Raw genomic sequence first — 26,436 nt, 5'->3', positions numbered from 1 at the left:
ACACAAGCACTTTGCTTGTGTTTATTGCGTTGGGTTTTGCGCGTGCTAGCAGAGATAAACATTGCAGACACCAACAGCGCTTCTCACAGTCGACGATTTATCATGGACTGTTGCTAATACACCTATTCTAAAAAAAATAAACATCAGCATTGAGCAAGGCCAGTTTATTGGTTTGCTTGGGCCTAATGGTGCGGGTAAGTCGAGTTTATTGCGCTGTCTTTATCGGTTTAACAAACCAAGCACCGGTCAAGTGCTCCTTGGCTCACATGATATTTGGCAATTAAGTGCGGATAATTTTGCCAAGCAAGTTGCCGTGGTTTTACAAGAAACTCCCTCACAATTTAATCTATCTTTGTATGATGTAGTAAGCTTGGGGCTTACCCCGCATAAACGCCTTTTTAGTGGTACTACACAAAGTGATAAGCAGCTAATTCAACAAGCGATAAAACAAGTAGGATTAACTGAGCACACTAACCAAACGTTTGACTCGCTCTCTGGTGGTGAAAAGCAACGAGCTTTAATTGCCCGTGCCATAGTGCAAAAGCCACAGCTATTGATTATGGATGAACCAACAAGCCATTTGGATGTTAAATATCAAATTCAATTAATGGAGTTAGCTAAATCACTCGGGGTAACTGTGTTGGCATCGTTTCATGATTTAAATTTAGCGGCCAGTATGTGCGATGAGCTATTGGTAATCAATCACGGTGAAATCGTTGCATCAGGCACTCCTGAGCAGGTTATAACAGAGAGTATGCTCAGCGATGTATTTGGCGTGTGCGCTCAAATATCTCGCCACCCGCAAAGTAAAGCGCAATTCATTCCGCATATAACGTATTTTTATGGTTATCAATCAGGAGAGCTTAATGCATCTGAAAAATAACCTGTTATTACCGTTAACCATTGTATTAAGTGTACTGAGTATTTTTGCAGCATTGAGCTTTGGTGCAGCCCCCAGTAAGTTTGTTGATGTTTATTACAGCGTAATTGGTCAGTGGCTTGGTCAAGGGAGCGACTCGTTTATTGAGCGAATAATTTGGCAGCTACGTTTGCCACGTACGTTACTGGCGTTTTTAGCAGGCTCAGGATTAGCCATTGCAGGACTGATTTTACAAACCGTAACCCGAAACCCCTTAGCTGATCCTTATTTATTTGGTATTTCATCTGGGGCTTCATTTGGGGTGGTGTGTTTTATTACTTTCACCGGTATCAGTGCTGGCTTTTCAATGTCGCTAGCTGCCTTTGTGGGTAGCATGTTGACCATGTTTTTACTGGTCTTTATTGCTGGGCGTAGAGGCTCAGCTCAGGTTGAAACAATGCTATTAGCAGGGGTTGCACTGTCGTTTCTATTCAGCGCATTTACCAGCTTACTGCTTTATTTTAGCGATCCACAAGCTATCACCGCGATTTTATTTTGGACCTTAGGCAGCTTTGCAAGGGCGCAGTGGCAAGCACTTTGGTTGCCTGCTTTAGTCATCCTCAGTTGTATGGTTTTATTAATGAGTTTTAGGCGTCAACTCAACGCCATGTTGTTAGGCGATGAAAGTGCGGCGACCTTGGGTATTCCTGTGCAGCGCTTTCGCTTATTAATGTTGCTGTTAAGTTCGTTAATAACCGCGCTCTTAGTAGCGCTTTGCGGCGGTATTGGTTTTGTGGGCCTGATGATACCTCATATAGTGCGTTTTTTCGTATCCCAAGGAACTTTAACAGGCCTTGCGATGACAGCACTCGTTGGTGGTACATTTATGGTCTGGGTAGATGTGCTCTCGCGTATTGTGATGAGCAATCAAGAGCTGCCAATAGGGGTGATCACCTCGGCTATAGGTAGTGTGTTCTTTTTATCTTTACTGTGCTTTCGTAAAAAGGTGTATCAATAATGTATTCTATTAAACCGCTCAACACGCAATTCGAAACGCTTATAAGTGATAAAATTAATCACAAAACAAAACCGCTTGGGGCTCTGGGCTTACTTGAGCCACTGGCTCAGCAATTGGTGAGTATTTTTAGCCAAGGTATAACTACACAAAGTGCTTTTTTAGATTTTCAACCAGCGATAAACCAGCCCACATTAATCGTGTTTGCGGGCGACCATGGTGTTGCAGCGCAAGGTGTGTCTATTGCCCCTAGTGAAGTTACTGCACAAATGGTTGCTAATTTTGCTGCGGGCGGTGCGGCAATTAATGTGTTTTGCACTCAGTTAGGCTGGCAGCTAGAAGTGGCTGATTGCGGTACTTTAACTAAAGTGCCCAACGCGCGCATTCGTGATTGCCGTTTAGGGCATATCACCGAGCCGCTAAATCAACACATGGCTATGAGTATTGAGCAGGTACAGCAAGGGTTTAGTAATGCAAAGCAACTTGTATTAGAGCTGAAAAAGAGTGGCTGTAACACCTTAGCCTTTGGTGAGATGGGCATAGGTAATACCACTAGCGCAGCCGCTATTATGGCGGCGATGCTTAAACTCCCTGCCAGCGAATGCGTGGGTAAAGGTACCGGCGTAAGCGATGAGGTGATTGCGCGTAAAGTAAAAGTTGTGGAGCAAGCACTGCTCTTACACAAAACTCAGCTAGATGATCCTATTTCCATGCTTGCAGCGCTTGGTGGCTTTGAAATTGTACATATTGTGGGCGCTATGCTTAGCGCTGCTGAGCAACAAATGGCGGTACTGGTTGATGGCTTTATTTGTAACGCTGCAGCTTTAGTTGCGATAGCAATTAACCCCAATGTAAAAGCCTATTTAATTTTTGCCCATAGCTCAAATGAGCAAGGCCATAGCAAAATGCTAGCCCATTTAAAGGTTAGGCCATTACTACAATTAGATTTGCGCTTAGGGGAGGGCACCGGCGCTGCATTGAGCTTACCCCTGCTACAAAGTGCACTGGGTTTTTATAATAAAATGGCAAGTTTTGCCGACGCCGCTGTAGATGATGTGGTGTAAGTGATGTCCCAAGCGCAAACAAATATTACGCAATGGCAATTGCTACAATTAGCGATTAGCTTTTTAACCCGCATCCCGGTAAAGCTTCGCTTTGAGGTAACATCGCAGCACTTAAATCAAGCCAGTCGTTACTTTGCGTTAGTAGGCTTAGGGCTTGGTTTAGCACATGCTTTGCTGTTTTATTGTCTGCAATTTATATTACCTGCTTCAATGTGTGTGCTGTTAGTGATGGCGCTGAGCCTGCTTATGACTGGTGCGTTTCATGAAGATGGCTGGGCTGATGTATGGGATGGCTTTGGTGGTGGCTGGCAGGTATCGCAAAAGTTAAATATCATGAAAGACAGTCGTTTAGGTACGTATGGCGCGGCGGCACTTATTATTATATTGATGCTGAAGTATCAAGGTTTAGTGATATTAAGCGTTGATAGCGGTGTGATGTTATTTGCTATCATTGCAGGACAATGCTTAAGCCGTGTCGTTGCGACCAGTATCATTTTTAGCATGGAGTATGTCAGCGAAGATGCCTGCGCAAAAGTAAAACCATTGGCTATGCACTTATCTAAAACCAGCTTAGTCACTTTATTATTAACGGCAGCATTTTTATTTGCCACTACGTTGATTTTCCAGCTTGTCACGTGGCAGGCATTAGTAATAATAACCCTGACTTTAGTATTCGTACGAATGATGGTTATGCATTGGTTTAAACGCCAACTAGGCGGTTATACTGGTGATTGCTTAGGAGCAGCGCAGCAGCTTAGTGAGGTGAGTATTTATATAATCCTCATTGGTATAATGACGAGTAGCGCACAATGAAAGCTAAACATACTTTAATACTCGGTGGTGCCCGCAGTGGTAAAAGTCGCTTTGCTGAGCAATTAGCAGCAAACAGCCAACAATCAGTAGTATACATCGCTACTGCCCAAGGCCATGATGATGAAATGCAAGCACGTATTCATCGTCACCAGCAGCAGCGCCCAGCACACTGGCAGTTATTTGAAGAGCCAATAGCGCTTGCAGACGCCTTACTTGCCCATAGCAAAACTGATAACTGTATTTTAGTAGATTGCCTTACACTGTGGCTTAGTAACTGTTTATGCCATGATGAGAACTGCTGGGCGCAGCAAAAACAGGCCTTGCTTGGCGTTCTGAGCGAGCTCCCTGGACAGGTTGTTTTTGTTAGTAACGAAGTTGGGCACGGCATTGTGCCGCTTGGGCAATTAAGCCGTGACTTTGTGGATGAGTCAGGCTGGTTACATCAAGCAATGGCTGCAAAGGTTGCTCGGGTTGAATTTATAATGGCAGGCTTGCCGCTCACTTTAAAAAGTAACTAATGATGAAAACAATAATGATCCAAGGCACCACATCAGATGCCGGTAAAAGTACATTGGTTGCAGCTTTGTGCCGAGTGTTTGCCGAGCAAGGAATAAGTGTTGCGCCGTTTAAGCCACAAAACATGGCACTTAATAGCGCAGTAACCGAAGACGGCGGCGAAATAGGCCGTGCTCAGGCGTTACAAGCAATCGCGGCAAAGGTTGCCCCAAGAATCGATTTTAATCCAGTACTACTCAAACCTAATAGTGATACTGGTGCCCAAGTGATCATTCATGGCAAAGCGATTAGCAACATGGAAGCGGGCGCATACCATGATTATAAAAAAGTCGCGATGGATGCTGTGCTCACCTCACAAAAAAGATTAAGTGAAGAATTTGAGCTATTGGTTGTGGAAGGCGCTGGTAGCCCCGCAGAAATCAACCTACGTGCCGGCGATATTGCCAATATGGGTTACGCTGAAGAGGTGGATTGCCCAGTCATTATTATTGCCGATATTGATAAAGGCGGGGTATTTGCGCACTTAGTGGGCACCTTGGCATTGTTGAGTGAGTCAGAGCAAGCGCGAGTAAAAGGCTTTGTCATCAATCGTTTTCGTGGCGATATTGCACTGCTTCAAGGTGGCCTTGATTGGCTCGAAGAGTATACTGGCAAACCTGTACTTGGCGTATTACCTTATCTGCATGATCTGGCCTTAGATGCAGAAGACGCGGTTGCTATTGATAACACAGTAACGCAAGCCAAAGTCAGCATTGCGGTGTTATTGTTGCCGCATATTAGTAATCATACCGACTTTGATGCGCTGCGGTTAAACCCACAAATAGATATAAACTACGTGCGTCACACACAGGCTATTCCCAATGTTGATCTAATTATTATCCCGGGCAGTAAAAATGTGATCAGTGATTTAGCCTTTTTAAAAAATGAAGGCTGGGAGGAGCAAATTAAGCGCCACCTTCGCTATGGCGGTAAAGTGCTGGGTATTTGCGGCGGCTTACAAATGTTAGGCACCGATATTTACGACACGGCGGGGGTTGAGTCAAGCTCCCAACATTGTAAAGGGTTGGCGCTGGGTGATTTTTCGACTCAATTAGGTGTTGAAAAAGTACTAACGCAAGCATCGGCTGTTATCCACTTAAATGGCGGTGAAGCCCAAGTAACAGGGTATGAAATTCACGCAGGCCAAAGTCACGGCCCAGCACTTGAACAGCCTTTGTTAAAATTTACCACACACCCACAAAATGTGACTCATGATGGTTTTATATCAGATGATAACAACATAGCAGGCACTTACTTACATGGTCTGTTTGATAGCAGTGCAGCAAGCCAATTGATACTCGACTGGGTGTTACCAAACAGTGGTATTGAGCAACAAATAGATATAAACATACATCGTGAGCAGCAACTAACGCGTTTGGCCCAGATGTGTAAACAACACTTAGATATTCCACAAATTACTAAAATTTACCAAAACTGGTAGGAGCAAGCAGATGAGCGACACAAATAACGACAAACACCAACAGCGCCAACAAAAAGTAAAAGACAAAGTGGACGAGCGCATTGCTGCGGCGCAAACAGAAAAAGGCATTTTTCAGGTGATTACCGGCAACGGCAAAGGTAAATCTACTTCTGGGTTTGGTACTGTAACTCGCTGTGTCGGCCATGGTATGAAAGCCGCTGTATGCCAGTTTATAAAAGGCACATGGCCTTGTGGTGAGCGCAACTTACTACAAGGTGCGGGCGTTGAATTTGCCATTATGAACACAGGGTTTACTTGGGAGACACAAAATAAAGAGTCAGATACCGCCGCTGCGCAAGCTACATGGCAAGAAGCAAAGCGTATGTTAAATGACGAATCAATCAACCTTGTATTACTTGATGAAATTACCTACATGATCACTTATGGCTACATTGATTTAGAAGAAGCGCTAGAGGTCATTGCCAATCGTCCTCCGATGCAGTCAGTGATTGTAACAGGGCGTGGTGCACACCGTAAATTAACAGATCTTGCTGATACAGTAAGCGAAGTACGTAATGTGAAACACGCATTTGATGCGGGTGTAAAAGCGCAAATAGGGTTTGATTACTAATGTGGGTGCTAAGGCTCGCATTATTTGTTTGTTTAGCCTTGGGCAGTGCTAATCTACAGGCTAACACTAATAAGCAACAACTTAGAATTGTAGCGCTTGCTCCGCATATCGTTGAAAACCTTTATACAATTGGCGCTGGCGAGCAAATAGTGGGTACGGTTGAGTATGCTGACTTTCCAAAGGCGGCCAATGATATTCCTCGTTTAGGGGGCCATCAAGGGGTTCAAATTGAAAAACTGTTAGCGCTTAAACCTGATTTGGTACTGGCATGGAAAACAGGCAGTAAAGCCGATGATCTAGCTCAGATAGAGCGTATGGGCGTTGATGTTCTTTACAGTGAAGCAAACCAAGTCGAAAATGTAGCTGCTGAACTGCTAAGGTTAGGTAAACTGACAGGTCGTGAACAGGCAGCCGAGCTTGCTGCACAGCAATTTCAACAACAGCTTGATACAATAAAAGCCAAGCAGCAGGGTAAAGCCAGTGTTGCTGTATTTTATCAGCTGTGGCCTGAGCCGATGATGACGGTCAGCAAGAATACCTGGATCAATCAACTCATTGAGATTTGCCATGGCAGCAATGTGTTTGCCAATAGCCGCACCGATTACCCGCTTATAAGTATTGAAAATGTTATCGTTGCTAAGCCTGAGGTGATTATTCTTCCAGAGGAAAAATCAAAAACCAAACAGCCGGTTATTGATTGGCAGCAATGGCCCGAAGTTCCTGCGGTGAAGCACAATCAGTTTATTAAAGTTAATGCCGATTTACTACACAGGTTCACTACCCGCATGCTTGATGGACTTGGTGAACTCTGTGATAAAATAGATCAATCAAGAGTTGTTTTAAAGGATGTACAATGAGTCAGTGGCAAACATTTTTACAAACCGAATGCGCCAAACCTTATATGCAAGACACCCTTGCCTATGTTGCCCAAAGGCGCAGTGAAGGAGTTGCAGTTTATCCACCAGAGCAGCGAGTTTTTAGTGCCTTTGAAGCAACTGAGCTTGACGATATTAAAGTGGTTATTTTAGGGCAAGACCCATACCACGGTGAAGGGCAAGCTCATGGGTTGTGTTTTTCAGTACTGCCAGAAGTAACTAAACTGCCGCCATCACTGAAAAATATTTATAAAGAACTCGCCACCGATATTACAGGGTTTGCGGTACCGCAACATGGTCACTTGCAAAGCTGGGCTGAGCAAGGCGTATTTTTATTAAATACCGTACTGACAGTTGAACAAGGGCAAGCGCACTCTCATAAGCACCTTGGGTGGGAGCAGTTTACCGATAACGTGATTAATTATATTAATGATCATACTGCGGGCGTGGTTTTTATTTTGTGGGGCGCGCATGCTCAAAAGAAGGGCAAAGGCATAGATGCTACTAAACATTTTGTGTTAAATGGCCCACACCCATCACCGCTTTCAGCGCACAGAGGCTTTTTTGGTTGTCAGCACTTTTCTAAAACGAATAAGCTACTTGAGCAGCAAGGTAAAACCGCTATTAACTGGCAAGTGTAAGAATTAATAAAGGCCCTTGCAGTTAAGCAAGGGCCTTTTTCTTATTTGCGATAAGTTTAAAAATCTAACTCATCAACTGCGATGTTGTCTGCAAAATAGTCTAACTCCTGTAGTTCTTTGCGTAAACGTTGCTTATCTTTCAAAGCTTCGATTTCGCGCCATTTTCTCTTTTTATTTTTTTGAGAGGTCTTTTTTGTTGTACTAGGACCTTCTAATATTTCTAAAATATCGTCTAGGCTATCCATGAACTTCTCCTATTGAATTTTGAACCTCGGAAATACCTATACCACAGGCCAAACTAAAATAGAATAAAAAAGTGACATTAATGTTACAGTAATGTGATGTCTATATTAATAGATTTTAATTGAAAAAATAAAAAACGCCACAAGGGTGGCGTTTTATAGAGTAAGTGTTTATTTACTTATCTTTAAATAGTTACATCGCTTTAAAACGCGCTTCTAATTGCTCTTGAGCATCGGCAAATGAACGAATACCTTCAGCTAGTTTTTCAGTCGCCATGGCATCTTGGTTATGTAACCAACGGAATTGCGTTTCTGTTAGAGGATCAGGTTTTGGTTCTTTAGGAATATCACTTTCAAGCAAGTATTCTTGTGCGCCTTCAAGGTTGCCTAAATCTTCTAAAAGATTAGGGCTAATAGTTAGCTTGTCACAACCTGTTAGTGCAATAATTTCGCCTGTGTTACGGAAGCTTGCGCCCATAACTACTGTTTTATAATCATGGCGTTTGTAAAATTCAAAAATACTACGTACTGACTGCACACCTGGATCTTGTAGCGGATCAGTTGGCTTTTCCATACCATTAGCAACGTGCCAATCTAAAATACGGCCCACGAACGGCGAGATTAAAAATACGTTTGCATCGGCACAAGCTCTCGCTTGGGCATCGCTAAACAATAAAGTAAGGTTACATTTAGTGCCTTCTTTCTCTAATTGCTCAGCGGCTTTAATACCTTCCCATGTTGAAGCGACTTTAATTAAAATTTTATCTTTGCTCACACCTTCTTTTTCATACAGGCTAAGTAAAGTATGGGCTTTATCGATAGTTGCTTGGGTATCAAATGATAAACGTGCATCAACTTCGGTAGAGATGTAACCAGGTACAATTTCACTGATTTCTTTACCAAGTAGTACGGCAAAGTAATCACATGCTAACTCAAGTTGTTTGGCGGCATCTTGCTCGGTTTCTTTAGCATAGCTCCACGCTTTATCTAAATAAGGTTTATAAGCTTCAATCTCGCTCGCTTTTAATAAAAGCGATGGGTTTGTGGTGGCATCTTCTGGTTGATGCTTTTTGATCGCTTCAATATCGCCAGTGTCGGCTACAATAGATGAATGTTGTTTTAGCCTTTGTAGAGCTGAAGTCATTTGCTTTCCTCATTCCAAGCAAGTTAAAAGAAAATCTACACCCTTAATATACTTTGTTCATACTGCAACAGTGTGACAATGCTTGATAGGTCTTATGTCCTTATCAATTAAAAAACGGCGGCGTATGAGTTTTAAAGGGAGGATTTATTTAAACAAAACGTGCTTTTCGTTTCATTTAATGTTGAAATTGACATTAAATAATTTACAAGTCAATAGCTAACTATGATCACTGTTATTTCACCTGCAAAAAATCTTGATTACGAAACGCCACCGGCAACCGATAAGTTCACTCAGCCTGAATTGCTCGAGCACAGCGAGGAGCTTATGAAAGTATGCCGTGAATTAACACCTGCACAAATTGGCAGCTTAATGAAAATTAGCGATAAGCTCTCAGGACTTAACGCAGCACGCTTCAGCGAATGGTCGCAACCATTCACTACCGATAACGCCAAACAAGCAGTACTGGCTTTTAATGGTGATGTTTACGGCGGGTTAGACGCAGGTACTTTAACAGCCGGCGAGCTTGATTACGCACAAAACCACTTACGTATTTTATCGGGGTTATATGGCTTATTAAAGCCGCTTGATTTAATGCAAGCTTACCGACTTGAAATGGGCACTAAGCTTGAAAATACTCGCGGTAAGAACTTGTATGAATTTTGGGGCAGCGTTATTGCAAATAAATTAAACGACGTATTAAAAGCACAAGATGCACAATACCTAGTTAACCTTGCTTCAAATGAATACTTTAAAGCAGTGGATAAAAAAACACTGAATGCGCAAATAATTACGCCACACTTTAAAGATTGCAAAAATGGCCAGTACAAAATAATTAGCTTTTACGCTAAAAAGGCGCGAGGTTTAATGGCGCGCTATATTATCGAAAATAAAGTAACGCAATTAAGCCAGCTCAAAGAGTTTACCGTTGATGGTTACTACTTCAGTGAAGAGGCAACACAAAAAGAGCTTGAGCCAGTGTTTTTACGCGAAGAGCAAAGTTAACTTTTATTGTTCTATTTACTTAAAACCACGCAATTGCGTGGTTTTTTCATTTCTGGCGCTTATTTTGCAGTTACCTAATTATTATTAAAGAACTTTCAGGACTTAGGCATGCTAAAAATACCTTCAATCAGTGAAGCAGAGAAACTCATCGAAGAGAAGCTTGGGGGTTGGATTGATATTGTAATCAGTCATATTCCTAATTTTATAGTCGCAGTAATCATCGCTATTATCTTTTCTATTTTGGCCCGCTTTTTAGGGTCTATGATGCGCAATTTATTACGTCGCTCATTGGACTCAAATCAAATTGCAGATTTAATGGCCTCTATTTTTAAGATGATTATATTGTGCGTAGGTTTGTTTGTTGCGCTGGATTTTGTTGGGCTCAAAGGCACAGTCACCTCTTTACTTGCAGGTGCCGGTATTGTTGGTTTAGCGATTGGTTTTGCATTTCAAGATATGACCGAAAACTTGATTGCAGGTATTGCAATGGGAATACGTAAGCCTTTTAAAACAGGGGATGTAATCAAGACGGATGATGTGTTTGGCACGGTAAAAGCAATTAACTTGCGTAATACCTTAGTTGAGAATTTTTATGGGCAATTAAATTTAGTGCCTAATAAAATATTGTTTCGCAACGTTTTACGTAATTACAGTACGTTGGGGATTAGGCGTATTGAAGTACCTGTGGGGATTTCATACGGTGATGACCCAGAACACGCGGCTGAAGTTATTGTTAAAAAGATTAACGAGTTCGACTTTGTAATAAAACAAGATGAAACTGCTGTTTATGCATCGGGATTCGGTGATAGCAGTGTGAATTTACTGGTCTGGTTTTGGATTAACTACCCTGGCGAGGCTGATTTTATGACAGTTAGGCACAAAGCAATTGTCGCTGTAAAACAAGCATTAGCAGAGGCTGATATAAGTATTCCATTCCCAATTCGGACTTTAGACTTTGGTATCAAAGGGGGTGAAAAGCTTGATGCAATGATCAGCGATAAACACAATGATGATTAATAGTCTAACAAGGTTATTGCAATATAAAAACGCGTGTTAAATAACACGCGTTTTTTGTATCTTTTACGAGTAAGTAAGACTAATTTACACAGCATTAAAAAGTACTTTGACTGGCAGCTTGATAAAAGCTATCTACAGTTAAAGTAACCTCTTTTGATACGAAGTATATATATGGTTAAAAGACTCCTAAATGAGCCAAGTACTCCTTGTATCAGGCGCTGCTGCCTTGATGCTGATGATACTTGCATAGGTTGCTTTAGAACGTTAGAAGAAATACTTGGTTGGCGAAGTTTAAGTGAAGCCCAAAAGAAACAAGTGATGGCAGAGTGTAAGGCTCGTGAAGAGCTGCGAAAGAAGTGTGATTGAGTTTATTGCCATAAAGAAAGCGGATAAGTTTAAAGCTGGTGACATTTATGGAATTAAAGATATAAAAAGAGCGCCAATGGCGCTCAGAAGGGGAGGGTACGTAATAAGTTATGTATTATTGTGTGGCTTTTATTCTTATTTTATTTTCAATAATTTTAATGCCTTGGGTGTTTTCTAAAAACTTTTGTGCAAGGGCGCGTTCAAAGCCATTACGGGCAAAGCCGTTTAATTCAATTTTATCTTTTGTGATAACGACGTTTAACTGAGATAAATGCAAGTTAGGGTTGGTGCTTAATTTATTAACAGCAAGTTGTTGTAGCGTTGGTTGCGTGGTTGCACTGCTGATCATAATGTTGCTAGGTGCGGCCATTACTTTCGTGGTACAAGCGAGTAAAAAAATACAACAAAAAGATATAAGTGATACTGTTAATTTAAAGCGGTTCATAGTTCCCTCAACTTATTTAGTTAATCTTATCTCATTCAATACAAGTTCTACGCCAAGTTTAAGCTGCTGAAATTAAAGGTTTTACTTGGCATTCTAAAATTAAGGTACGTAGTTTTTACACTTTACTGGGTAAAAAGCTCCGCGTTTCATAGGTAGGTTTGAAATTCTTTATCGATACAAGTGTTTTAACTTTTTATTTACACTATTTTTAATGTTAATTTTGGTATTTAACTGACTGAAAATTAAACGGTTTAAATTCAACTCATTGTTTTATCTGGTTTGTTAATTGATACAAGATAAAAAATAACAGGTATTCCATCATGAAAGCTTTGTTGACAGCGTTGTCTTTGCGTGTTTCTATAAAAGGGTTGTGAATTAAATGTTAATTCACATCATTAAATTTAACATCCAAGGAATTTAAAAATGAGCGTGTCTAAACTACCTAGCTTTAAAATCTCTGCTTTAGCGAGTGCGGTTTTGCTATCTACAGTACCAGCGGCAATGGCTGAACAAATTGAGTCAGAACGATTTATTGTACATTTGTCAGAAAAAACAACAGCAGTACACACAACATTTGCGCGCAGCCAAGCGCAAGTGAACGACATGAAACGCAGTTTAATGAATAACATTGCAACGAACGCGAGCGTTGAGGTTGTTCAAGCATTACCTGGCATTAATGCCATGGCCGTGGTATTAACAGCTGAACAAAAATCACGTTTGGAGCAAAGTGCCGATGTAGTGAATATCGAAGTGGATCCTAAGCGCTATTTAATGGCTGAATCGACGCCTTATGGAATCACCATGGTGCAAGCAGCACAGCTTTCTGACAACCTTACAGGGAATCAGAAGGTTTGTATTATGGATACTGGTTACACGTTAAATCATCCTGATTTACCTAACACTGGTGTGACAGGCAGTGATGGTTATGGCGCTAACAACACAGGCAACTGGTATAACGATGGTAATGGCCATGGTACGCATGTTGCCGGTACTATCGCAGCACTAGGAGGCAATGGCCAAGGTGTGATTGGGGTTAACTCTTCGGGTCAATTAGGGTTGCATATTGTTAAAGTGTTTAATGATCAAGGTCGTTGGGCATATGGCTCAGATCTTGTTGCTGCAATTAGTCAATGCCAAAGTGCTGGCGCGACTGTAACCAGCATGAGTTTAGGTGGTCCTCAGTCATCGAATGCAGAGCGCCAAGCTTTTGCTAGCAGTTATGCCCAAGGTATGTTGCACATAGCAGCTGCAGGTAACGACGCTAACAGTTCTTTAAGTTACCCGGCATCGTATGATGACGTTGTGTCGGTTGCAGCTGTTAATCGTAATGGTACTAAAGCGTCTTTCTCGCAATACAACGCGCAGGTAGAAATAGCAGCGCCGGGAGTAGGCACTAACTCAACGTGGAACAATGGCGGATATAAAAGTATTAGTGGTACGTCAATGGCAACCCCTCATGTATCAGGTGTTGCAGCATTGGTGTGGAGCCACTTTCCACAGTGTTCGAATCAACAAATTCGTGATGCTTTAAATGCCACTGCGCAAGATAAAGGCGCGCCAGGGCGAGATACTTCGTATGGTTTTGGTATTGTTAAGGCGAAAGATGCCTATGACTATTTAGCTCAATCAGAGTGTGGTGGTGGTAGTGGTGTGGATAATGCACCTGTGGCACGCTTTAGTGCGGCGGTAAATGATAAACAAGTTACATTTTCTAACGCTTCAACTGATGATAAAGGGATAAGCAGTTACTATTGGAACTTTGGTGATGGTAACTCAGCCACCAGTGAAAACCCCATTCATACCTATGCTGTTGATGGTAACTATTCAGTTACGCTAGAAGTGACTGATACGGCAGGTCAAACAAATCAACGTAGTCAAACCGTTAAAGTAACATCGGTGGTTGGCGGTGAATGTGATGGTATTGCAGCATGGAATGCCAGCAAAGCATACCGCATTGGTGATTTAGTTGAATTTAATCAAGCTAAGTACAAAGCGACTTGGTGGTCAACAGGTGCAAGCCCAGCAGTATTTGCAAATGTATGGTCTCGCCAAGGTGACTGTAAAACCGGTGGCGGTACAGTTAATCAAGCGCCTAAAGCGAATTTTGATTTTAGTGTAAATGGCTTGGCAGTTAATTTTACTAATGCTTCAACTGATGATGTTGCTGTGACTGCGTATAATTGGACCTTTGGTGATGGCAATGCTGCAAACACCAAAACCCCAGCGCACACATATCAAGCCTCTGGTAGCTACAAAGTTGAGCTGACGGTAAGTGACGCGCAAGGACTAAACCATAGCTTAACAAAAACCATTACTGTGAGTGACGCCGTGACACCGCCAGAAGGCTGTAGTGATCTGGCTGTGTGGTCTGCATCAGCTGTTTATAACCAAGGTCAAGAAGTTGCATTTGATGGTCGTCGTTATAGTGCGAAGTGGTGGACTCAAGGTGCGAACCCTGCGGATAATTCATCAGCATGGGCTGTATGGAAAGACTTAGGCGTATGCCAATAACGCTAAATAACCAGAGTTCAGGTTAAAAAGTAAAAAGCCTCGGCTCATTTTAATGAGCCTCGGCTTTTTAATAATCTTGAAAGGTAAACAGACCCTAAATTAACCTGAACTCTGGATAATAAATTTATCTCCAGCGGCTACTTTAAGCGCTAACTGCGTTGAATTTACTTGCAATAGGCCAACTATTGACGCATAAATTCGCCTTTTTACCCCTGAAAGTCTCCGGCTGGAGACTTAAAAAAATTATTATTTAACATCAGTATATTAGTACATCTCTTAACCAGAGTTCAGGTTAAATTATTATTTCTTTTTCTTCACTTTTGTTTTCGCTTTTTTACGCGCTTTAATTTTAGCTGGGTCTTTCACTTTTTTAATCGGCATTTTCGCTTCTTTATGCTGCGGCTCAATCCCTTTGATTACACGGCGTTTTAGCTTTTGCTCAGTGTAACGTTCAACTTTAGATAAAACAGCAATATCATGTGCTTCAACGAGTGAAATTGCGATGCCTTTTTTTCCTGCGCGGCCTGTACGACCAATACGATGAACATATACGTCGGCAGTGCGCGGCATGTCAAAGTTTATAACGTGGCTAATATCAGCAACATCAATACCACGGGCAGCAACATCGGTAGCAACCAAAATTTTAGTGCGTCCACTGTGAAAGTTTTCCATGGCTTTCATGCGCTTGTCTTGTGGCATTTCACCGCGCAACCACGCGGCTTTTACACCGTTGTTAGTTAGTTCACCAATTAAGGTTTCAAGACGTTCACGGGTTTTTACAAACACAATAGCTTTGGTGACATCGGGTGCATTTAAGGTATTCACCAATAGCTCTAGCTTGTGGTGATAGTCATCAGCTAAATGTACCCACTGGTGGATTTTGGCTTTTTCTTTACGCGATGATTCTGCCTCAAGGAGTGCAGGGTCATTTAATATTTGTTCTGCAAATCTCTCAACACTGTCGCCTTCAAGTGTTGCTGAGAATAAAAAGCACTGACGGCGGTTTTTAGCTTCTTCACAGATACGCATCATTTCTTTACGAAAGCCCATGTCGAGCATGCGGTCTGCTTCATCTAAAATAAGCATCTCAACATTTTCAGCGTGAAAGTTTTCGGTTTCTAAATATTCCATCAAACGCCCAGGCGTAGCGATAAGAATATCGTTGTTTTTTTCAAAAATCTCTTTATGCGTACCGTAGTTAATACCGCCCGTTACTACACCAATTTTAAGGTGAGTGCCTTTGGCCAGTAACTCACATTGTTCATGAATTTGATAAGCAAGCTCGCGGGTTGGTGTCATAATTAACACTCGCGCAAAGCCAGGTTCGCGGCGTGGGAAATCCAATAAGTATTGAATTGCAGGAATTAAAAATGCTGCGGTTTTACCTGTACCCGTTGGCGCAGATGCTAAAATATCACGCCCTTGCAGCGCTTCAGGGATAGCTTGTTGCTGAATGCTGGTTGGGGTTTCATAACCCATTTTAGCGACGGCGTTTAGTAACTTGTTATCGATATCAAAATCAGAAAATTGCATAGAGTGTCAAAAATAGAGGACAATGCAGATAATTATACGCGCTATACAGCGGTTGGTGAATGAAAAGGTGAAAAAATGTCAGGGTTTGTGTTTAAACAATTTAAAGTTGAGCATGACCAGTGCGCTATGAAGGTCTCGACCGATGGCATTTTATTGGGTGCCTGGGCGAAATTAACTAACGGCCAACGAGCGCTCGATATAGGCACAGGCACAGGGTTATTGGCTTTGATGTGTAAACAGCGAGCTGTGGACTTAGTCATCACAGCCGTCGAAATTGATGAGGCCGCTTATCATCAAGCCAAGCAAAATATTGCACAAAGCCCGTGGCCCGATATTGCACTGCATCACCAACGTATCCAAGAATTTGAAGCCGATGCGCCATTTGATATGGTAATTAGTAACCCGCCTTATTTTAATAATAGCTTAAAAGGGGATGATGCAGGGCGAAACACAGCACGCCATACAGATGGTTTAAGTTTTACCCAGTTAATTGCTGCATTTAAGCGCCTAGCAAATGCCAGTGCGCTTTTTAATGTGATATTGCCCTGCGAAGAGGCGAAGTTGTTTATAGCCGAGGCATTATCACAAGGGCTTTATTTGCAACATCATTGTTTAGTACAAACTAAAAAAACTAAGCCTGCAACGCGTAGCTTAATGTGCTTTGGCTACCAAGAGGTTGATTGCAAGCCTCAGCACTTAATTATTCATAATGAAGGCGGTCAATACAGTGATGATTTCGTTAACCTCTGTAAAGACTTTTACTTAAAGATGTAAGCTTTATTGAAGAATAGGTACAAATAGCGCACACTGACAAAAATGACTCTAAGTAGATAGATATGGATAATCAATTACCTAAATCATTCATGATACTGTTAGCTGTGTTACAGGGGGCTGCTTTAACACTGTTATATCGCAGCCTTGAAGGGGCAACATGGCCCGCCTCAGACCCGATTTGGTTTACCTCTTTGGCTACATTTGTAATCAGTTTTCCTTTACTGACATTACTCGCTGTAGAACAAGGCAATATTAAAAAGTTACTTATTTACTTGCTGCCTTTTTGCTTATTGTTGTCACTGTTAGGAGGATACATTGGGTCTGAACATTACCCGTTAGCGCTGGTTGATAATGATTTGCTAACCGCTACTTTTGTGATTACCTCCTTGGTCGCAAGCTTTAAAGCCTTAATGTATATCCAGCAGTTTATAGATAAAGAGGCGATTCATTATGCTCAGTTGTTTAAACTGTCATGGCAAAATTTTCTTTTATTCATCGAATGCTGGTTATTTGTATTAATTTTCTGGGGTATTTTGAATTTAGGCGCTGCCTTATTTGATGCGCTGGACATTGAGTTTTTCACGGCGCTATTAAGAAAAGAATGGTTTTGGATCCCTACAATTACCTTAGCGTTTGCTTTTGCGAGTATTGTATTTAGAAGTTTGTTAAATGTAGAGCAAAACATAGCCACATTACTGCAAGTTATAATTAAGTTTTTACTGCCTGTTTTAACTATTGTTTCTTTGGGCTTTTTAGCAACTTTACCCTTTGCTGGGCTTGAAAAATTATGGCAAACAGGTAATGGCACTTCGTTGGTTTTATGGCTGCAATTGCTAACACTCTTTTTTGTAAATACAGTCTATCAACAGGCGTCTTTGCAACGTCCTTATAGTATTGTTTTGCACAGGTTAATTATTATAGGCGTTGGGTTATTACCTATTTATAGCTTAATAGCGGCCTATGGACTTTGGTTACGTGTTGATCAATATGGTTTAAGTGTTGCAAGATGCTGGGCCATTTTAATGTGCTTTTTACTGGCGTGTTTTTCGTTTGGCTATTTAGTAGGTATTATTAAAAAACGAGATGCGTGGCTCGAGGTTCAAAACAAGGTCAATATTGGCATGGGGCTCATTGTGCTAGTAAGTATGCTGCTGGTAAATTCCCCCATTTTAAATTTTCAACGTATCGCGAGTGATAGCCAGATTGCGCGCTTAAATGATGGTAAAGTCACACTTAAAGAGTTTGATTATAATTACTTTGCATCAAATCTGGGGCGCCAAGGTTACCTTGCAATGCAAGATTTGAAAGCGCAAATACAAAACTCACATCCAGAGCAAGTAGCAATCATTGAGCGAATGTACGTAAACCCTGATTTTGAGACTGTTAAAGAGCTTGAAACACTCTCAGAGTTTATTGCGCACAGTGTATTTTGGCCGCAGCAAGAAGCGTTTCCAGATGATTTAATCGAGTCTATCTTCGATACGGTGCATTTTAGCAACTGGGCACCTTTGAACAGCCACTCTTTTTATTTTATTGCAATTGATTTGAATAACGACGAAAAGCTAGAGTATGTATTTATTGATGAAACTAATCACTTTACAGAGGCTAAGCTTTGGTTTGAAAGAGACGGTGAGTGGCAACAAAAATACATGAATACGGATAACCCAGCGCAAATAAAGTTACTAAAAACTTTATTAGAAGCAGGAAAAATCGAAGTAGAAAAACCGAGTTATAATCATTTAAAGGTAGGCGATGTTGTGTTCAAAGTAACCAACGATGTGCCTAATTAGCCTTAAAGGCGATTTATTTATGGCGTTTACAGTAGTAAACGTCACCGTTTAATAAGGCTGTTACGCATTAGGGAATATCGTAATTAAGGGGGGGGGCTCCCCCTTTTTTCAGCTCCCAGCACTTTAAGAGTTTGAACTTCTTTTGACTGTTACAAAGTCTCGCTGTATTCAGTCATTATTTGCTCAACCCAATTGGCAATTCGCTCGTCGCTGTGCTCGTATTGACTGTCTTCATCAAGGGCGAGACCAACAAAGTTTTTGTTGTCAGGGGTGAGTGCCTTTGATGCTTCAAACTCATAGCTGGCATCATTTGGCCATAAACCTAGCAGGGTAAATTCTTGACTGCTAATTTCATCATGTAGCATACCAAGGGCATCTTGAAACCATTGGCCGTAACCTTGTTGGTCACCCATACCAAATAAGGCGATGGTTTTTCCCGTTAGATTAACGTCTTTAATGTCATCCCAGATTGATTCCCAATCTTCTTGTAACTCACCAAAGTCCCATGTTGAAATACCAAAGATGATAAAGTCGTAATTCTCTGCATTTTTTAGTGGCTCATCTTTGATGTTGTGCAGGCTGACAATGTCTTGCCCAATGATATCGCGGATTTTTTCTGCTGCAATTTCCGTATAACAAGTTGTAGAGCCATAAAATAAACCAATTTGCATCGTATTTATCACTGTGTGTTTGCTTGATATGATAGGCTCAAGTTTACCGTAAGGTATTACTAATTGATACCTTGATTACATGGGAATAACTGTGACATCGTTAAACAAAAACAAGCCATTAGAAACACTTAATGACTCTGATAATGAGGTATTAACTAATATCGATTATTTAGAATCGTTTTTAGACAATCTCTACCTTGAACAACATGTCAGTGATAATACGTTATCTGCGTATCGTAGTGACTTAGATAAATTTTGTTTATTTTTAGAAGGGCAAGATTTACTCACAGTATCCGCTTTAGACATTGAAAGTTACTTAGCGCATCGGGTTGATTTAGGTTTAAAGCCACGTAGTACAGCGCGTAGTATTAGTGCAATAAAACGCTTTTATCAGTATTTAGTGCGCGAAAAGTTTTTAACCGAATCACCTATGGTAAATATTGCGCAACCCAAAGCCGGACAATCGTTACCAAAAACACTTTCAGAAAATGAAGTCGAAGCGTTACTAGCTGCACCCAATGTAGATGAACCAATGGGGCTGCGTGACAAAGCGATGTTAGAGCTCTTATATGCAACAGGGCTTCGGGTAAGTGAGCTTGTTGGCTTACGGATGGAGCAAATAAATCTTCGTCAGTCTGTTGTGTTTGTAAAAGGTAAAGGCAACAAAGAGCGTTTGGTACCACTTGGCGAAGAAGCCATGCATTGGCTTGAGCAGTTTTTAAAAGTAGGTCGCGGGCAAATGATCAAGCATGCCACTGATTTTGTATTTCCGTCTAAACGCGGAGTGGGTATGACACGACAAACTTTTTGGCATCGGATTAAACACTATGCTATTTTGGCATCGGTTGAGTCGCCTTTATCACCCCATACGCTGCGTCATGCTTTTGCAACGCATTTACTTAATCATGGTGCAGACCTGAGGGTTGTACAAATGATGTTAGGGCATAGCGATTTATCGACAACACAAATTTATACCCATGTTGCCAATGAACGGTTAAAATCGGTACATCAGCAGCATCACCCGCGTGCTTAGTGAAATTTTTTAGTGCATTAGCGGTCATAGTAAAGACGAATTATCAGGATATAAGAGAACATGATGAAAAAGTTAGTATTAGCCGGTGCAATGTTAGGCACCAGTTTAAGTGCGTTTGCAAATGGTGTATTAGCCGTACCTGATGCCAATGACCCAATTGTGACTAAGTTTGCAGAGCTAGGCGTTACTGTAAAGCATATTAATCCAAGCCCTGTGGCAGGTTTAAAAGAATTAATCACTGATAAAGGTGTGCTTTACGCAAGCCCAGATGGTCAATTTTTAATGCAAGGTACATTAATTGACTTAAATAATCGCAGTAATTTGACCGAGCAAGCATTAAATGGTGTTCGCAAAGAAGGGTTGTCAGATTACGAAGAATCAATGATTGTGTACAAAGCAAAAAATGAAAAGCACAGCATTACTGTTTTTACTGACATAAGCTGTGGCTACTGTCGTAAGTTACACCGTGAACTGGACGATTTGCTTGAAGCGGGTATTACTGTTAAGTATTTAGCGTTCCCACGTGGTGGCTTACAAGGTTCTGGTTATGCTGATTTAATGAATGTTTGGTGTGCTAAAGATCAGCAATCAGCACTTACTGAGGCAAAAGCCGGTGCTGAAACAATGGCAGTACAAGGTTGTGCAGCACCAATCGCTGAGCACTATCAGTTAGGTCAAAGTTTTGGTATCAGCGGCACACCAGCTATTATCTTAGAAGATGGTACCATGATCCCAGGTTATCAACCTGCGGCAGCGCTTAGTGCTGCACTTGAAGCGAAGAAGTCTTCATAATTGAATAAAACGTTTTAAAAAGGCCGTTTTAGGCCTTTTTTTGTTAGCTCTCCTAGCTTAAAAGTATCGCCTGCTGCATGAAAAAAATAATTCAAGCTCGACAAACTGTTGATGATTCACACCTACCTAGTAATTTACACCCTGTTATTAAGCAAATTTACGCCACTCGCCAAGTAAGCCATGCTGATGAATTAAATAATAGCGCAGCCACATTACATGATTTTAGGTTGTTTAAAGATATCGATAAAGCCACTGAGCTATTGATTTGGGCACTACAAACACAAAGTAAAATTCTTATTGTGGGTGATTTTGATGCTGATGGTGCCACCAGTACCGCAACATTAATGCACGGGCTGTCCATGTTTGGTTTTGCGCATTTAGATTATCTTATTCCTGATCGGTTTAGCCTAGGGTACGGCTTAAGCCCTGCGCTTGCTGTGCAAATAGTCACCATAGCACCCGATTTAGTGATCACTGTTGATAATGGCATTTCGTGCATTGCTGGCATCGAGATTGTTAAAGCGGCAGGCATTAAAGTACTGGTAACTGACCACCATTTACAAGGTGAGCAATTACCCGATGCTGATGCCATTGTTAACCCAAACCGCCACGACTGTGAATTTCCATCTAAATCAATTGCCGGCGTTGGTGTCGCGTTTTATTTATTAATTGCACTGAGAAGTGCATTGCGGGACTTAGGGCACTTTGCACAATCATCACCGCCTAATTTAGCAGAGTTACTTGATATTGTTGCGCTTGGCACTGTGGCCGATGTAGTTGCGCTGGATGCGAATAATCGTACTTTAGTGCATCAGGGATTAGCACGTATCCGCAGTGGTAATACGCGCCCAGGGATCACCGCATTAATTGAAGTTGCAAATCGCAATGCTGCACGCTTAAGTGCCAGTGACTTTGGCTTTTCATTAGCACCACGCTTGAACGCAGCAGGGCGCTTAGATGATATGAGCTTAGGGATAGCGTGTTTGTTATCAGCTGATTTAAATCAAGCAAGGCGCATCGCCGGAGAGCTCGATAGCCTAAACCACGAGCGCCGTGAAATAGAGCAAGGTATGCAAGCTGAAGCACAAGCTGTACTCGACCGCCTAGCTTTTAGTAGCGATACCGTACCAGATGCCATTTGTTTATATCAGCAAGATTGGCATCAAGGTGTAATAGGTATTTTAGCTGGGCGTTTAAAAGAAAAGTATCATAGGCCCACCGTGATATTCGCTGGTGGCGATAATGGCGAGGTCAAGGGCTCTTGTCGCTCGATTGAGGGGCTGCACATGCGCGACTTACTCGAGCGTTTAAATACTTTACACCCACACTTAATAAGCAAATTTGGTGGTCATGCAATGGCTGCTGGGTTGAGCATCAATGAACAGCACTTTAGTGAATTTAAACAGGCATTTGAGCACGCAGTATCAGCGCAATTAAGCGAAGAGCATAAACAGTGCATTATTCTTACTGATGGTGAACTACCCGCTGATTGTTTTAATATGGATTTTGCGCAGTTAATTAAACAAGCAGGGCCGTGGGGGCAGCAGTTTCCAGAGCCTGTGTTTGAACACACCTTTGAAGTTGTTCAACAGCGGATTGTTGGTGAAAAGCATTTAAAGCTGGTGCTTAAACATCAATCTGGCCGCTTGGTAGATGCGATTGCGTTTGGCGTTGATGTTAAAGCGTGGCCTGACACTGAAGTACGTTTTGTTGATGTTGCTTATCAGCTCGATATAAATGAATTTAGGGGGAAATTTACGCTGCAATTAATTGTTCGTGAGCTGCAAAAGAGCCCTTAAAAAATATCGCTCTAGGGTGTATAAAATACTAATAAAACGCGCGGTTTTTTGTTAAAATCGGACGTTTTTATTATTTAAAGAAATTTATAGGGCAAATTGCCGTATAAATCAGCCATTTTGGAGTAACGTAGATGTTTGAAGTGAATCCTGTGATTAATCAAATCAAGGAAATTCGCGAACGTACCGAGCTGCTTCGGGGGTACCTTTGACTACGCTCACAAACAAGAGCGCCTAGAAGAAGTTAACGCCGAACTTGAAGACTCAGCGGTATGGAATGAGCCCGAACGCGCGCAAGCGCTTGGCCGTGAAAAATCAGCACTAGAGGCCGTTGTTGAAACGATTGACAACCTTGTTGCAGGTGCTGACGATGTTGAAGGTTTACTTGAACTTGCTATAGAAGCTGAAGACGAAGAGACTTTTAACGAGGCGCAAAGCGAGCTGGATGACTTAAACGAGCAGCTCGAAGGTTTAGAGTTCCGTCGTATGTTCTCAGGCGCTCATGATTCAAACGATGCTTACTTAGATTTACAATCTGGCTCTGGCGGCACCGAAGCACAAGACTGGTGTAACATGCTGCTGCGTATGTATTTACGTTGGGGCGAAGCAAAAGGCTTTAAAGTCGAGCTAGTAGAAGCCACTGACGGTGATGTTGCTGGTATTAAAGGTGCCACTGTACGCTTTGTTGGTGAATACGCTTATGGTTGGTTGCGCACTGAAACAGGTGTTCATCGCTTGGTACGTAAGAGCCCATTTGATTCAAGTGGCCGCCGTCACACATCTTTTGCTTCAGCATTCGTATACCCAGAGATAGACGATAATATCGAAATTGATATTAACCCGTCTGATTTACGAATTGACGTATACCGTGCATCAGGCGCGGGTGGTCAGCACGTAAATACCACCGAATCTGCAGTACGTATTACCCACGTGCCAACAAATACGGTTGTGCAGTGTCAAAACGAACGTTCTCAGCATAAAAACAAAGCGCAAGCGATGAAGCAGCTAAAAGCAAAATTATTTGAGCTTGAACTGCAACAACAAAATGCGGAAAAACAAAGCCAAGAAGACGCCAAATCAGATATCGGTTGGGGTAGTCAAATTCGTTCATATGTACTTGATGATGCCCGTATTAAAGATTTACGCACCGGCGTTGAAAACCGTAATACCCAATCGGTACTTGACGGTAACTTAGATAAATTTATTGAAGCCAGCCTAAAATCTGGTTTATAACCACCAAGCTAAAAAAGAGCTAAAAAATGACTGATCAAATCCAAGACGAAAATAAGTTAATCGCTGAGCGTCGTGGCAAATTAGACGCTATTCGCGAAAATTGCCCAGCCAACGGTCATCCAAACCAATTCCGTCGTGAGCATTACACGGCAGATTTGCAGGCTGAGTTTGGTGATAAATCGAAAGAAGAGCTAATAGATCTTCAGCATGTTGTATCAATTGCTGGACGTATCCTTGCCAAGCGTGGTCCATTTATGTCTATTCAAGATATGAAAGGCCGTGTGCAAGCGTATGCATCAAAAGATGTACAAAAAGATTTAAAAGCAAAATACGGTCAACTAGATATCGGTGACATCATTGGTGTTAAAGGTGCACTTAATAAATCAGGTAAAGGCGACTTATACGTAGAAATGACAGAGTATGAATTACTTACTAAGTCATTACGTCCACTTCCTGAAAAATTCCATGGTTTATCAGATCAAGAAACTAAGTACCGCCAACGTTATGTTGATTTGATCACCAACGAAGCAACGCGTGAGACGTTCCGTATTCGCTCACAAGTGGTTGAAGGTATTCGTCGTTTCTTAGCTGACCGTGACTTTATGGAAGTAGAAACACCGATGCTACAGGTTATTCCTGGTGGCGCAACGGCGCGTCCATTTGTGACTCACCACAATGCCCTTGATATCGACATGTACTTACGTATTGCACCAGAGCTTTACTTAAAGCGCTTGGTGGTAGGTGGTTTTGACCGCGTATTTGAAATTAACCGTAACTTCCGTAACGAAGGGTTATCAACCCGTCATAACCCAGAATTCACCATGATTGAGTTCTACCAAGCATACGCTGATTACATCGACTTGATGAATATCACGGAAGACATGTTACGTACAGTGGCAACAAACGTACTTGGCAGCCCAATTGTGGTTAATACTACTAAAGACGAAAACGGTGAAGTGATTGACTCTGTTGAGTACGACTTTGGTCAACCGTTTACTCGTTTAAGCATGGCAGATGCAATCTTAAAGTATAACCCTGAGTTTGATGCGGCTGTATTTAACGACCCAGAAAACCACTTTGAAGAATTAAAAGCGTACGCTAAGCAAGTACACGTTAAAATCCCTGAAAACTGTGTTTGGGGCCCGGGTAAATTCCTGTGTGAAATATTTGAAGAAACGGCTGAGCACATGCTTATCCAACCTACATTTATTACTGGCTACCCGTGGGAAGTATCGCCACTTGCTCGTCGTAACGATGAAAACCCATTTGTTACTGACCGTTTTGAGTTCTTTGTTGGCGGTCGCGAACTTGCAAATGGTTTCTCTGAGCTTAACGATGCACAAGACCAAGCAGAGCGTTTCACGCGTCAGGTTGAAGAAAAAGACGCTGGTGATGATGAAGCAATGCATTACGATGAAGACTATATTCGCGCACTAGAGTATGGCCTACCGCCAACTGCAGGTGAGGGCATTGGTATCGACCGTTTAGTTATGTTGTTTACCGACTCATCAACAATCAAAGACGTTATCTTGTTCCCGCACATGCGCCCGCAAGCTGACTAAGTTTATTTTTAAATAAGCTATAAAACGCCGCTTACTTTAGCGGCGTTTTTGTATGAGAAATTTAAACCCTGCATGATGAGTTATTTTTTTATCTCAATTAACTGATTTTTATTTAAAAAATTAAAAAGCTTTAAACTAGCCTAATTTAAACTAAGCAAATAAATTTAAATAGACTAAACTCTTGCTTCTTATAAAGCGTAAAGTATGTGTTTTGGTTTTTTAAGTTAACCCTAAAGTATGTTGATTACATGGATCTAGTATGAAAGATAAAAAGCAGCAGCCTGAAGATGCGTTAAATAGGCACACCGATGATGAACAAAGGCAAATTTACTACCGTGCATGTATTGCTGAGTTTCAACAATTAGGCTATCAGGATCAATACTTAGAACACTTAACGGATGAGTTGGTACCTATTTTGGGTGTTAACAGCGATATAAGAAAACCATAAGTGTTTAATCATCAAGCTTTAAGCGTATGTTTTTTGTTCTAATGAGTGTTCTCTAACCGAACAGCCACTTTTAACAAGAAAAGTGTTTGACATATTTTCTGAAATCTTTATTATACGCCCCACAAGACGGAGAGGTGGCCGAGTGGCCGAAGGCGCTCCCCTGCTAAGGGAGTATAGGGTTTGTAGCTCTATCGAGGGTTCGAA

General features: G+C 41.6%; 26 protein-coding genes. 21 read left to right on the top strand and 5 right to left on the bottom strand.

Annotation, left to right across the window (positions count from 1 at the left end):
* Positions 1-61 precede the first annotated feature (61 nt).
* Genes ACHUE3_RS09685 through ung form a run of 9 tightly spaced genes read left to right on the top strand, consistent with a single transcriptional unit; the run spans position 62 to position 7,873 of the window.
* A complete protein-coding gene (locus tag ACHUE3_RS09685) occupies positions 62-883 on the top strand; it encodes an ABC transporter ATP-binding protein (RefSeq protein ID WP_394192270.1) in 822 nt (273 codons plus the stop codon).
* Positions 867-1,877: a FecCD family ABC transporter permease gene (locus ACHUE3_RS09680; RefSeq protein WP_394192269.1), complete on the top strand. Its 1,011-nt coding sequence runs from the start codon at positions 867-869 to the stop codon at positions 1,875-1,877. Before ACHUE3_RS09685 ends, ACHUE3_RS09680 begins: the two co-directional genes overlap by 17 nt.
* The gene (gene cobT / locus ACHUE3_RS09675; RefSeq protein WP_394192268.1) at positions 1,877-2,938 is read left to right on the top strand and encodes a nicotinate-nucleotide--dimethylbenzimidazole phosphoribosyltransferase; all 1,062 of its coding nucleotides are present in this window, start codon (positions 1,877-1,879) and stop codon (positions 2,936-2,938) included. Before ACHUE3_RS09680 ends, cobT begins: the two co-directional genes overlap by 1 nt.
* Positions 2,939-2,941: 3 nt before the next feature.
* On the top strand, positions 2,942-3,751 hold the full coding sequence (locus tag ACHUE3_RS09670; protein WP_394192267.1) for an adenosylcobinamide-GDP ribazoletransferase: 810 nt from the start codon (positions 2,942-2,944) through the stop codon (positions 3,749-3,751).
* A complete protein-coding gene (gene cobU / locus ACHUE3_RS09665; RefSeq protein WP_394192266.1) occupies positions 3,748-4,269 on the top strand; it encodes a bifunctional adenosylcobinamide kinase/adenosylcobinamide-phosphate guanylyltransferase in 522 nt (173 codons plus the stop codon). The genes ACHUE3_RS09670 and cobU overlap by 4 nt, the downstream gene beginning before the upstream one ends.
* A 2-nt stretch (positions 4,270-4,271) precedes the next feature.
* On the top strand, positions 4,272-5,747 hold the full coding sequence (locus ACHUE3_RS09660; RefSeq protein WP_394192525.1) for a cobyric acid synthase: 1,476 nt from the start codon (positions 4,272-4,274) through the stop codon (positions 5,745-5,747).
* A 10-nt stretch (positions 5,748-5,757) separates the two neighbouring features.
* Positions 5,758-6,357, top strand: coding sequence for a cob(I)yrinic acid a,c-diamide adenosyltransferase (gene cobO / locus ACHUE3_RS09655; RefSeq protein ID WP_087530973.1), 600 nt, complete (start codon positions 5,758-5,760; stop codon positions 6,355-6,357).
* Positions 6,357-7,214, top strand: coding sequence for a cobalamin-binding protein (locus ACHUE3_RS09650; RefSeq protein ID WP_394192265.1), 858 nt, complete (start codon positions 6,357-6,359; stop codon positions 7,212-7,214). The genes cobO and ACHUE3_RS09650 overlap by 1 nt, the downstream gene beginning before the upstream one ends.
* Positions 7,211-7,873 carry a uracil-DNA glycosylase gene (gene ung, locus ACHUE3_RS09645; protein ID WP_394192264.1) on the top strand — a complete coding sequence of 221 codons (663 nt, stop codon included), beginning with the start codon at positions 7,211-7,213 and terminating at the stop codon, positions 7,871-7,873. Before ACHUE3_RS09650 ends, ung begins: the two co-directional genes overlap by 4 nt.
* Positions 7,874-7,929: 56 nt before the next feature.
* Here the strand turns inward: ung and ACHUE3_RS09640 are convergent, their stop codons facing one another.
* Both ACHUE3_RS09640 and tal read right to left on the bottom strand, forming a co-directional pair.
* Positions 7,930-8,118, bottom strand: coding sequence for a DUF3545 family protein (locus tag ACHUE3_RS09640; protein WP_394192263.1), 189 nt, complete (start codon positions 8,116-8,118; stop codon positions 7,930-7,932).
* Between the two features lie 190 nt (positions 8,119-8,308).
* Positions 8,309-9,259: a transaldolase gene (tal, locus tag ACHUE3_RS09635; RefSeq protein WP_394192262.1), complete on the bottom strand. Its 951-nt coding sequence runs from the start codon at positions 9,257-9,259 to the stop codon at positions 8,309-8,311.
* 222 nt (positions 9,260-9,481) lie between these two features.
* On the opposite strand from tal, the gene yaaA reads away from it, so the two are divergent.
* The 3 genes from yaaA to ACHUE3_RS09620 all read left to right on the top strand — a co-directional run bounded on the left by yaaA (position 9,482) and on the right by ACHUE3_RS09620 (position 11,644).
* Positions 9,482-10,261, top strand: coding sequence for a peroxide stress protein YaaA (gene yaaA, locus ACHUE3_RS09630; RefSeq protein ID WP_394192261.1), 780 nt, complete (start codon positions 9,482-9,484; stop codon positions 10,259-10,261).
* Between the two features lie 108 nt (positions 10,262-10,369).
* Positions 10,370-11,278 carry a mechanosensitive ion channel family protein gene (locus ACHUE3_RS09625; protein ID WP_394192260.1) on the top strand — a complete coding sequence of 303 codons (909 nt, stop codon included), beginning with the start codon at positions 10,370-10,372 and terminating at the stop codon, positions 11,276-11,278.
* Between the two features lie 171 nt (positions 11,279-11,449).
* A complete protein-coding gene (locus ACHUE3_RS09620; RefSeq protein WP_394192259.1) occupies positions 11,450-11,644 on the top strand; it encodes a DUF1289 domain-containing protein in 195 nt (64 codons plus the stop codon).
* A 115-nt stretch (positions 11,645-11,759) separates the two neighbouring features.
* On the opposite strand, the gene ACHUE3_RS09615 is transcribed toward ACHUE3_RS09620, so the two are convergent.
* Positions 11,760-12,089: a BON domain-containing protein gene (locus ACHUE3_RS09615; protein WP_394192258.1), complete on the bottom strand. Its 330-nt coding sequence runs from the start codon at positions 12,087-12,089 to the stop codon at positions 11,760-11,762.
* A gap of 423 nt (positions 12,090-12,512) precedes the next feature.
* On the opposite strand from ACHUE3_RS09615, the gene ACHUE3_RS09610 reads away from it, so the two are divergent.
* The gene (locus ACHUE3_RS09610; protein WP_394192257.1) at positions 12,513-14,600 is read left to right on the top strand and encodes a S8 family serine peptidase; all 2,088 of its coding nucleotides are present in this window, start codon (positions 12,513-12,515) and stop codon (positions 14,598-14,600) included.
* A gap of 300 nt (positions 14,601-14,900) precedes the next feature.
* On the opposite strand, the gene srmB is transcribed toward ACHUE3_RS09610, so the two are convergent.
* Positions 14,901-16,133 carry an ATP-dependent RNA helicase SrmB gene (gene srmB, locus ACHUE3_RS09605; RefSeq protein ID WP_058560123.1) on the bottom strand — a complete coding sequence of 411 codons (1,233 nt, stop codon included), beginning with the start codon at positions 16,131-16,133 and terminating at the stop codon, positions 14,901-14,903.
* A 75-nt stretch (positions 16,134-16,208) separates the two neighbouring features.
* On the opposite strand from srmB, the gene ACHUE3_RS09600 reads away from it, so the two are divergent.
* Together ACHUE3_RS09600 and ACHUE3_RS09595 are read left to right on the top strand one after the other, a co-directional pair.
* The gene (locus ACHUE3_RS09600) at positions 16,209-16,907 is read left to right on the top strand and encodes a tRNA1(Val) (adenine(37)-N6)-methyltransferase (protein WP_394192256.1); all 699 of its coding nucleotides are present in this window, start codon (positions 16,209-16,211) and stop codon (positions 16,905-16,907) included.
* Between the two features lie 62 nt (positions 16,908-16,969).
* The gene (locus ACHUE3_RS09595; RefSeq protein ID WP_394192255.1) at positions 16,970-18,697 is read left to right on the top strand and encodes a DUF4153 domain-containing protein; all 1,728 of its coding nucleotides are present in this window, start codon (positions 16,970-16,972) and stop codon (positions 18,695-18,697) included.
* A 149-nt stretch (positions 18,698-18,846) separates the two neighbouring features.
* Here ACHUE3_RS09595 and fldB read toward each other — a convergent pair whose 3' ends face one another.
* Positions 18,847-19,368 (bottom strand): flavodoxin FldB, encoded by a 522-nt coding sequence (gene fldB / locus ACHUE3_RS09590; protein WP_394192524.1) that lies wholly within the window; start codon positions 19,366-19,368, stop codon positions 18,847-18,849.
* A 79-nt stretch (positions 19,369-19,447) separates the two neighbouring features.
* Here fldB and xerD point away from each other — a divergent pair, with 79 nt between their 5' ends.
* The 6 genes from xerD to ACHUE3_RS09560 all read left to right on the top strand — a co-directional run bounded on the left by xerD (position 19,448) and on the right by ACHUE3_RS09560 (position 26,232).
* Positions 19,448-20,401 carry a site-specific tyrosine recombinase XerD gene (gene xerD, locus ACHUE3_RS09585; RefSeq protein WP_394192254.1) on the top strand — a complete coding sequence of 318 codons (954 nt, stop codon included), beginning with the start codon at positions 19,448-19,450 and terminating at the stop codon, positions 20,399-20,401.
* Positions 20,402-20,464: 63 nt separating this feature from the next.
* On the top strand, positions 20,465-21,193 hold the full coding sequence (gene dsbC / locus ACHUE3_RS09580; protein WP_394192523.1) for a bifunctional protein-disulfide isomerase/oxidoreductase DsbC: 729 nt from the start codon (positions 20,465-20,467) through the stop codon (positions 21,191-21,193).
* Positions 21,194-21,270: 77 nt separating this feature from the next.
* Positions 21,271-22,992, top strand: a complete 1,722-nt coding sequence (gene recJ / locus ACHUE3_RS09575; protein WP_394192253.1) for a single-stranded-DNA-specific exonuclease RecJ — start codon at positions 21,271-21,273, stop codon at positions 22,990-22,992.
* Positions 22,993-23,123: 131 nt separating this feature from the next.
* A protein-coding gene (prfB, locus tag ACHUE3_RS09570) for a peptide chain release factor 2 (protein WP_099294852.1) occupies positions 23,124-24,222 on the top strand; the annotation gives its coding sequence in 2 pieces (ribosomal slippage) (positions 23,124-23,198 and positions 23,200-24,222; 1,098 coding nt in all).
* Positions 24,223-24,248: 26 nt separating this feature from the next.
* Positions 24,249-25,784 (top strand): lysine--tRNA ligase, encoded by a 1,536-nt coding sequence (gene lysS, locus ACHUE3_RS09565; RefSeq protein ID WP_394192252.1) that lies wholly within the window; start codon positions 24,249-24,251, stop codon positions 25,782-25,784.
* A 259-nt stretch (positions 25,785-26,043) separates the two neighbouring features.
* The gene (locus ACHUE3_RS09560; RefSeq protein ID WP_394192251.1) at positions 26,044-26,232 is read left to right on the top strand and encodes a hypothetical protein; all 189 of its coding nucleotides are present in this window, start codon (positions 26,044-26,046) and stop codon (positions 26,230-26,232) included.
* The last annotated feature ends 204 nt before the right edge of the window (positions 26,233-26,436 follow it).

The sequence above is a fragment of the Pseudoalteromonas atlantica genome (assembly GCF_043641955.1).
Taxonomy (GTDB): domain Bacteria; phylum Pseudomonadota; class Gammaproteobacteria; order Enterobacterales; family Alteromonadaceae; genus Pseudoalteromonas; species Pseudoalteromonas atlantica_A.
The sequence above is the reverse complement of the archived record's forward strand: the minus strand, read 5'-3'. Positions and strand labels throughout refer to the sequence as shown.

Coding starts and splice junctions, on each gene's coding strand:
- ACHUE3_RS09650 (WP_394192265.1), top strand. CDS start 6,357: ATGTGGGTGCTAAGGCTCGCATTATTTGTTTGTTTAGCCTTGGGCAGT.
- ACHUE3_RS09680 (WP_394192269.1), top strand. CDS start 867: ATGCATCTGAAAAATAACCTGTTATTACCGTTAACCATTGTATTAAGT.
- yaaA (WP_394192261.1), top strand. CDS start 9,482: ATGATCACTGTTATTTCACCTGCAAAAAATCTTGATTACGAAACGCCA.
- fldB (WP_394192524.1), bottom strand. CDS start 19,368: ATGCAAATTGGTTTATTTTATGGCTCTACAACTTGTTATACGGAAATT.
- ACHUE3_RS09670 (WP_394192267.1), top strand. CDS start 2,942: ATGTCCCAAGCGCAAACAAATATTACGCAATGGCAATTGCTACAATTA.
- recJ (WP_394192253.1), top strand. CDS start 21,271: ATGAAAAAAATAATTCAAGCTCGACAAACTGTTGATGATTCACACCTA.
- ACHUE3_RS09610 (WP_394192257.1), top strand. CDS start 12,513: ATGAGCGTGTCTAAACTACCTAGCTTTAAAATCTCTGCTTTAGCGAGT.
- ACHUE3_RS09615 (WP_394192258.1), bottom strand. CDS start 12,089: ATGAACCGCTTTAAATTAACAGTATCACTTATATCTTTTTGTTGTATT.
- lysS (WP_394192252.1), top strand. CDS start 24,249: ATGACTGATCAAATCCAAGACGAAAATAAGTTAATCGCTGAGCGTCGT.
- cobU (WP_394192266.1), top strand. CDS start 3,748: ATGAAAGCTAAACATACTTTAATACTCGGTGGTGCCCGCAGTGGTAAA.
- ACHUE3_RS09660 (WP_394192525.1), top strand. CDS start 4,272: ATGAAAACAATAATGATCCAAGGCACCACATCAGATGCCGGTAAAAGT.
- dsbC (WP_394192523.1), top strand. CDS start 20,465: ATGAAAAAGTTAGTATTAGCCGGTGCAATGTTAGGCACCAGTTTAAGT.
- ACHUE3_RS09620 (WP_394192259.1), top strand. CDS start 11,450: ATGGTTAAAAGACTCCTAAATGAGCCAAGTACTCCTTGTATCAGGCGC.
- ACHUE3_RS09595 (WP_394192255.1), top strand. CDS start 16,970: ATGGATAATCAATTACCTAAATCATTCATGATACTGTTAGCTGTGTTA.
- cobO (WP_087530973.1), top strand. CDS start 5,758: ATGAGCGACACAAATAACGACAAACACCAACAGCGCCAACAAAAAGTA.
- srmB (WP_058560123.1), bottom strand. CDS start 16,133: ATGCAATTTTCTGATTTTGATATCGATAACAAGTTACTAAACGCCGTC.
- cobT (WP_394192268.1), top strand. CDS start 1,877: ATGTATTCTATTAAACCGCTCAACACGCAATTCGAAACGCTTATAAGT.
- ACHUE3_RS09560 (WP_394192251.1), top strand. CDS start 26,044: ATGAAAGATAAAAAGCAGCAGCCTGAAGATGCGTTAAATAGGCACACC.
- ung (WP_394192264.1), top strand. CDS start 7,211: ATGAGTCAGTGGCAAACATTTTTACAAACCGAATGCGCCAAACCTTAT.
- ACHUE3_RS09600 (WP_394192256.1), top strand. CDS start 16,209: ATGTCAGGGTTTGTGTTTAAACAATTTAAAGTTGAGCATGACCAGTGC.
- ACHUE3_RS09640 (WP_394192263.1), bottom strand. CDS start 8,118: ATGGATAGCCTAGACGATATTTTAGAAATATTAGAAGGTCCTAGTACA.
- ACHUE3_RS09625 (WP_394192260.1), top strand. CDS start 10,370: ATGCTAAAAATACCTTCAATCAGTGAAGCAGAGAAACTCATCGAAGAG.
- xerD (WP_394192254.1), top strand. CDS start 19,448: ATGGGAATAACTGTGACATCGTTAAACAAAAACAAGCCATTAGAAACA.
- tal (WP_394192262.1), bottom strand. CDS start 9,259: ATGACTTCAGCTCTACAAAGGCTAAAACAACATTCATCTATTGTAGCC.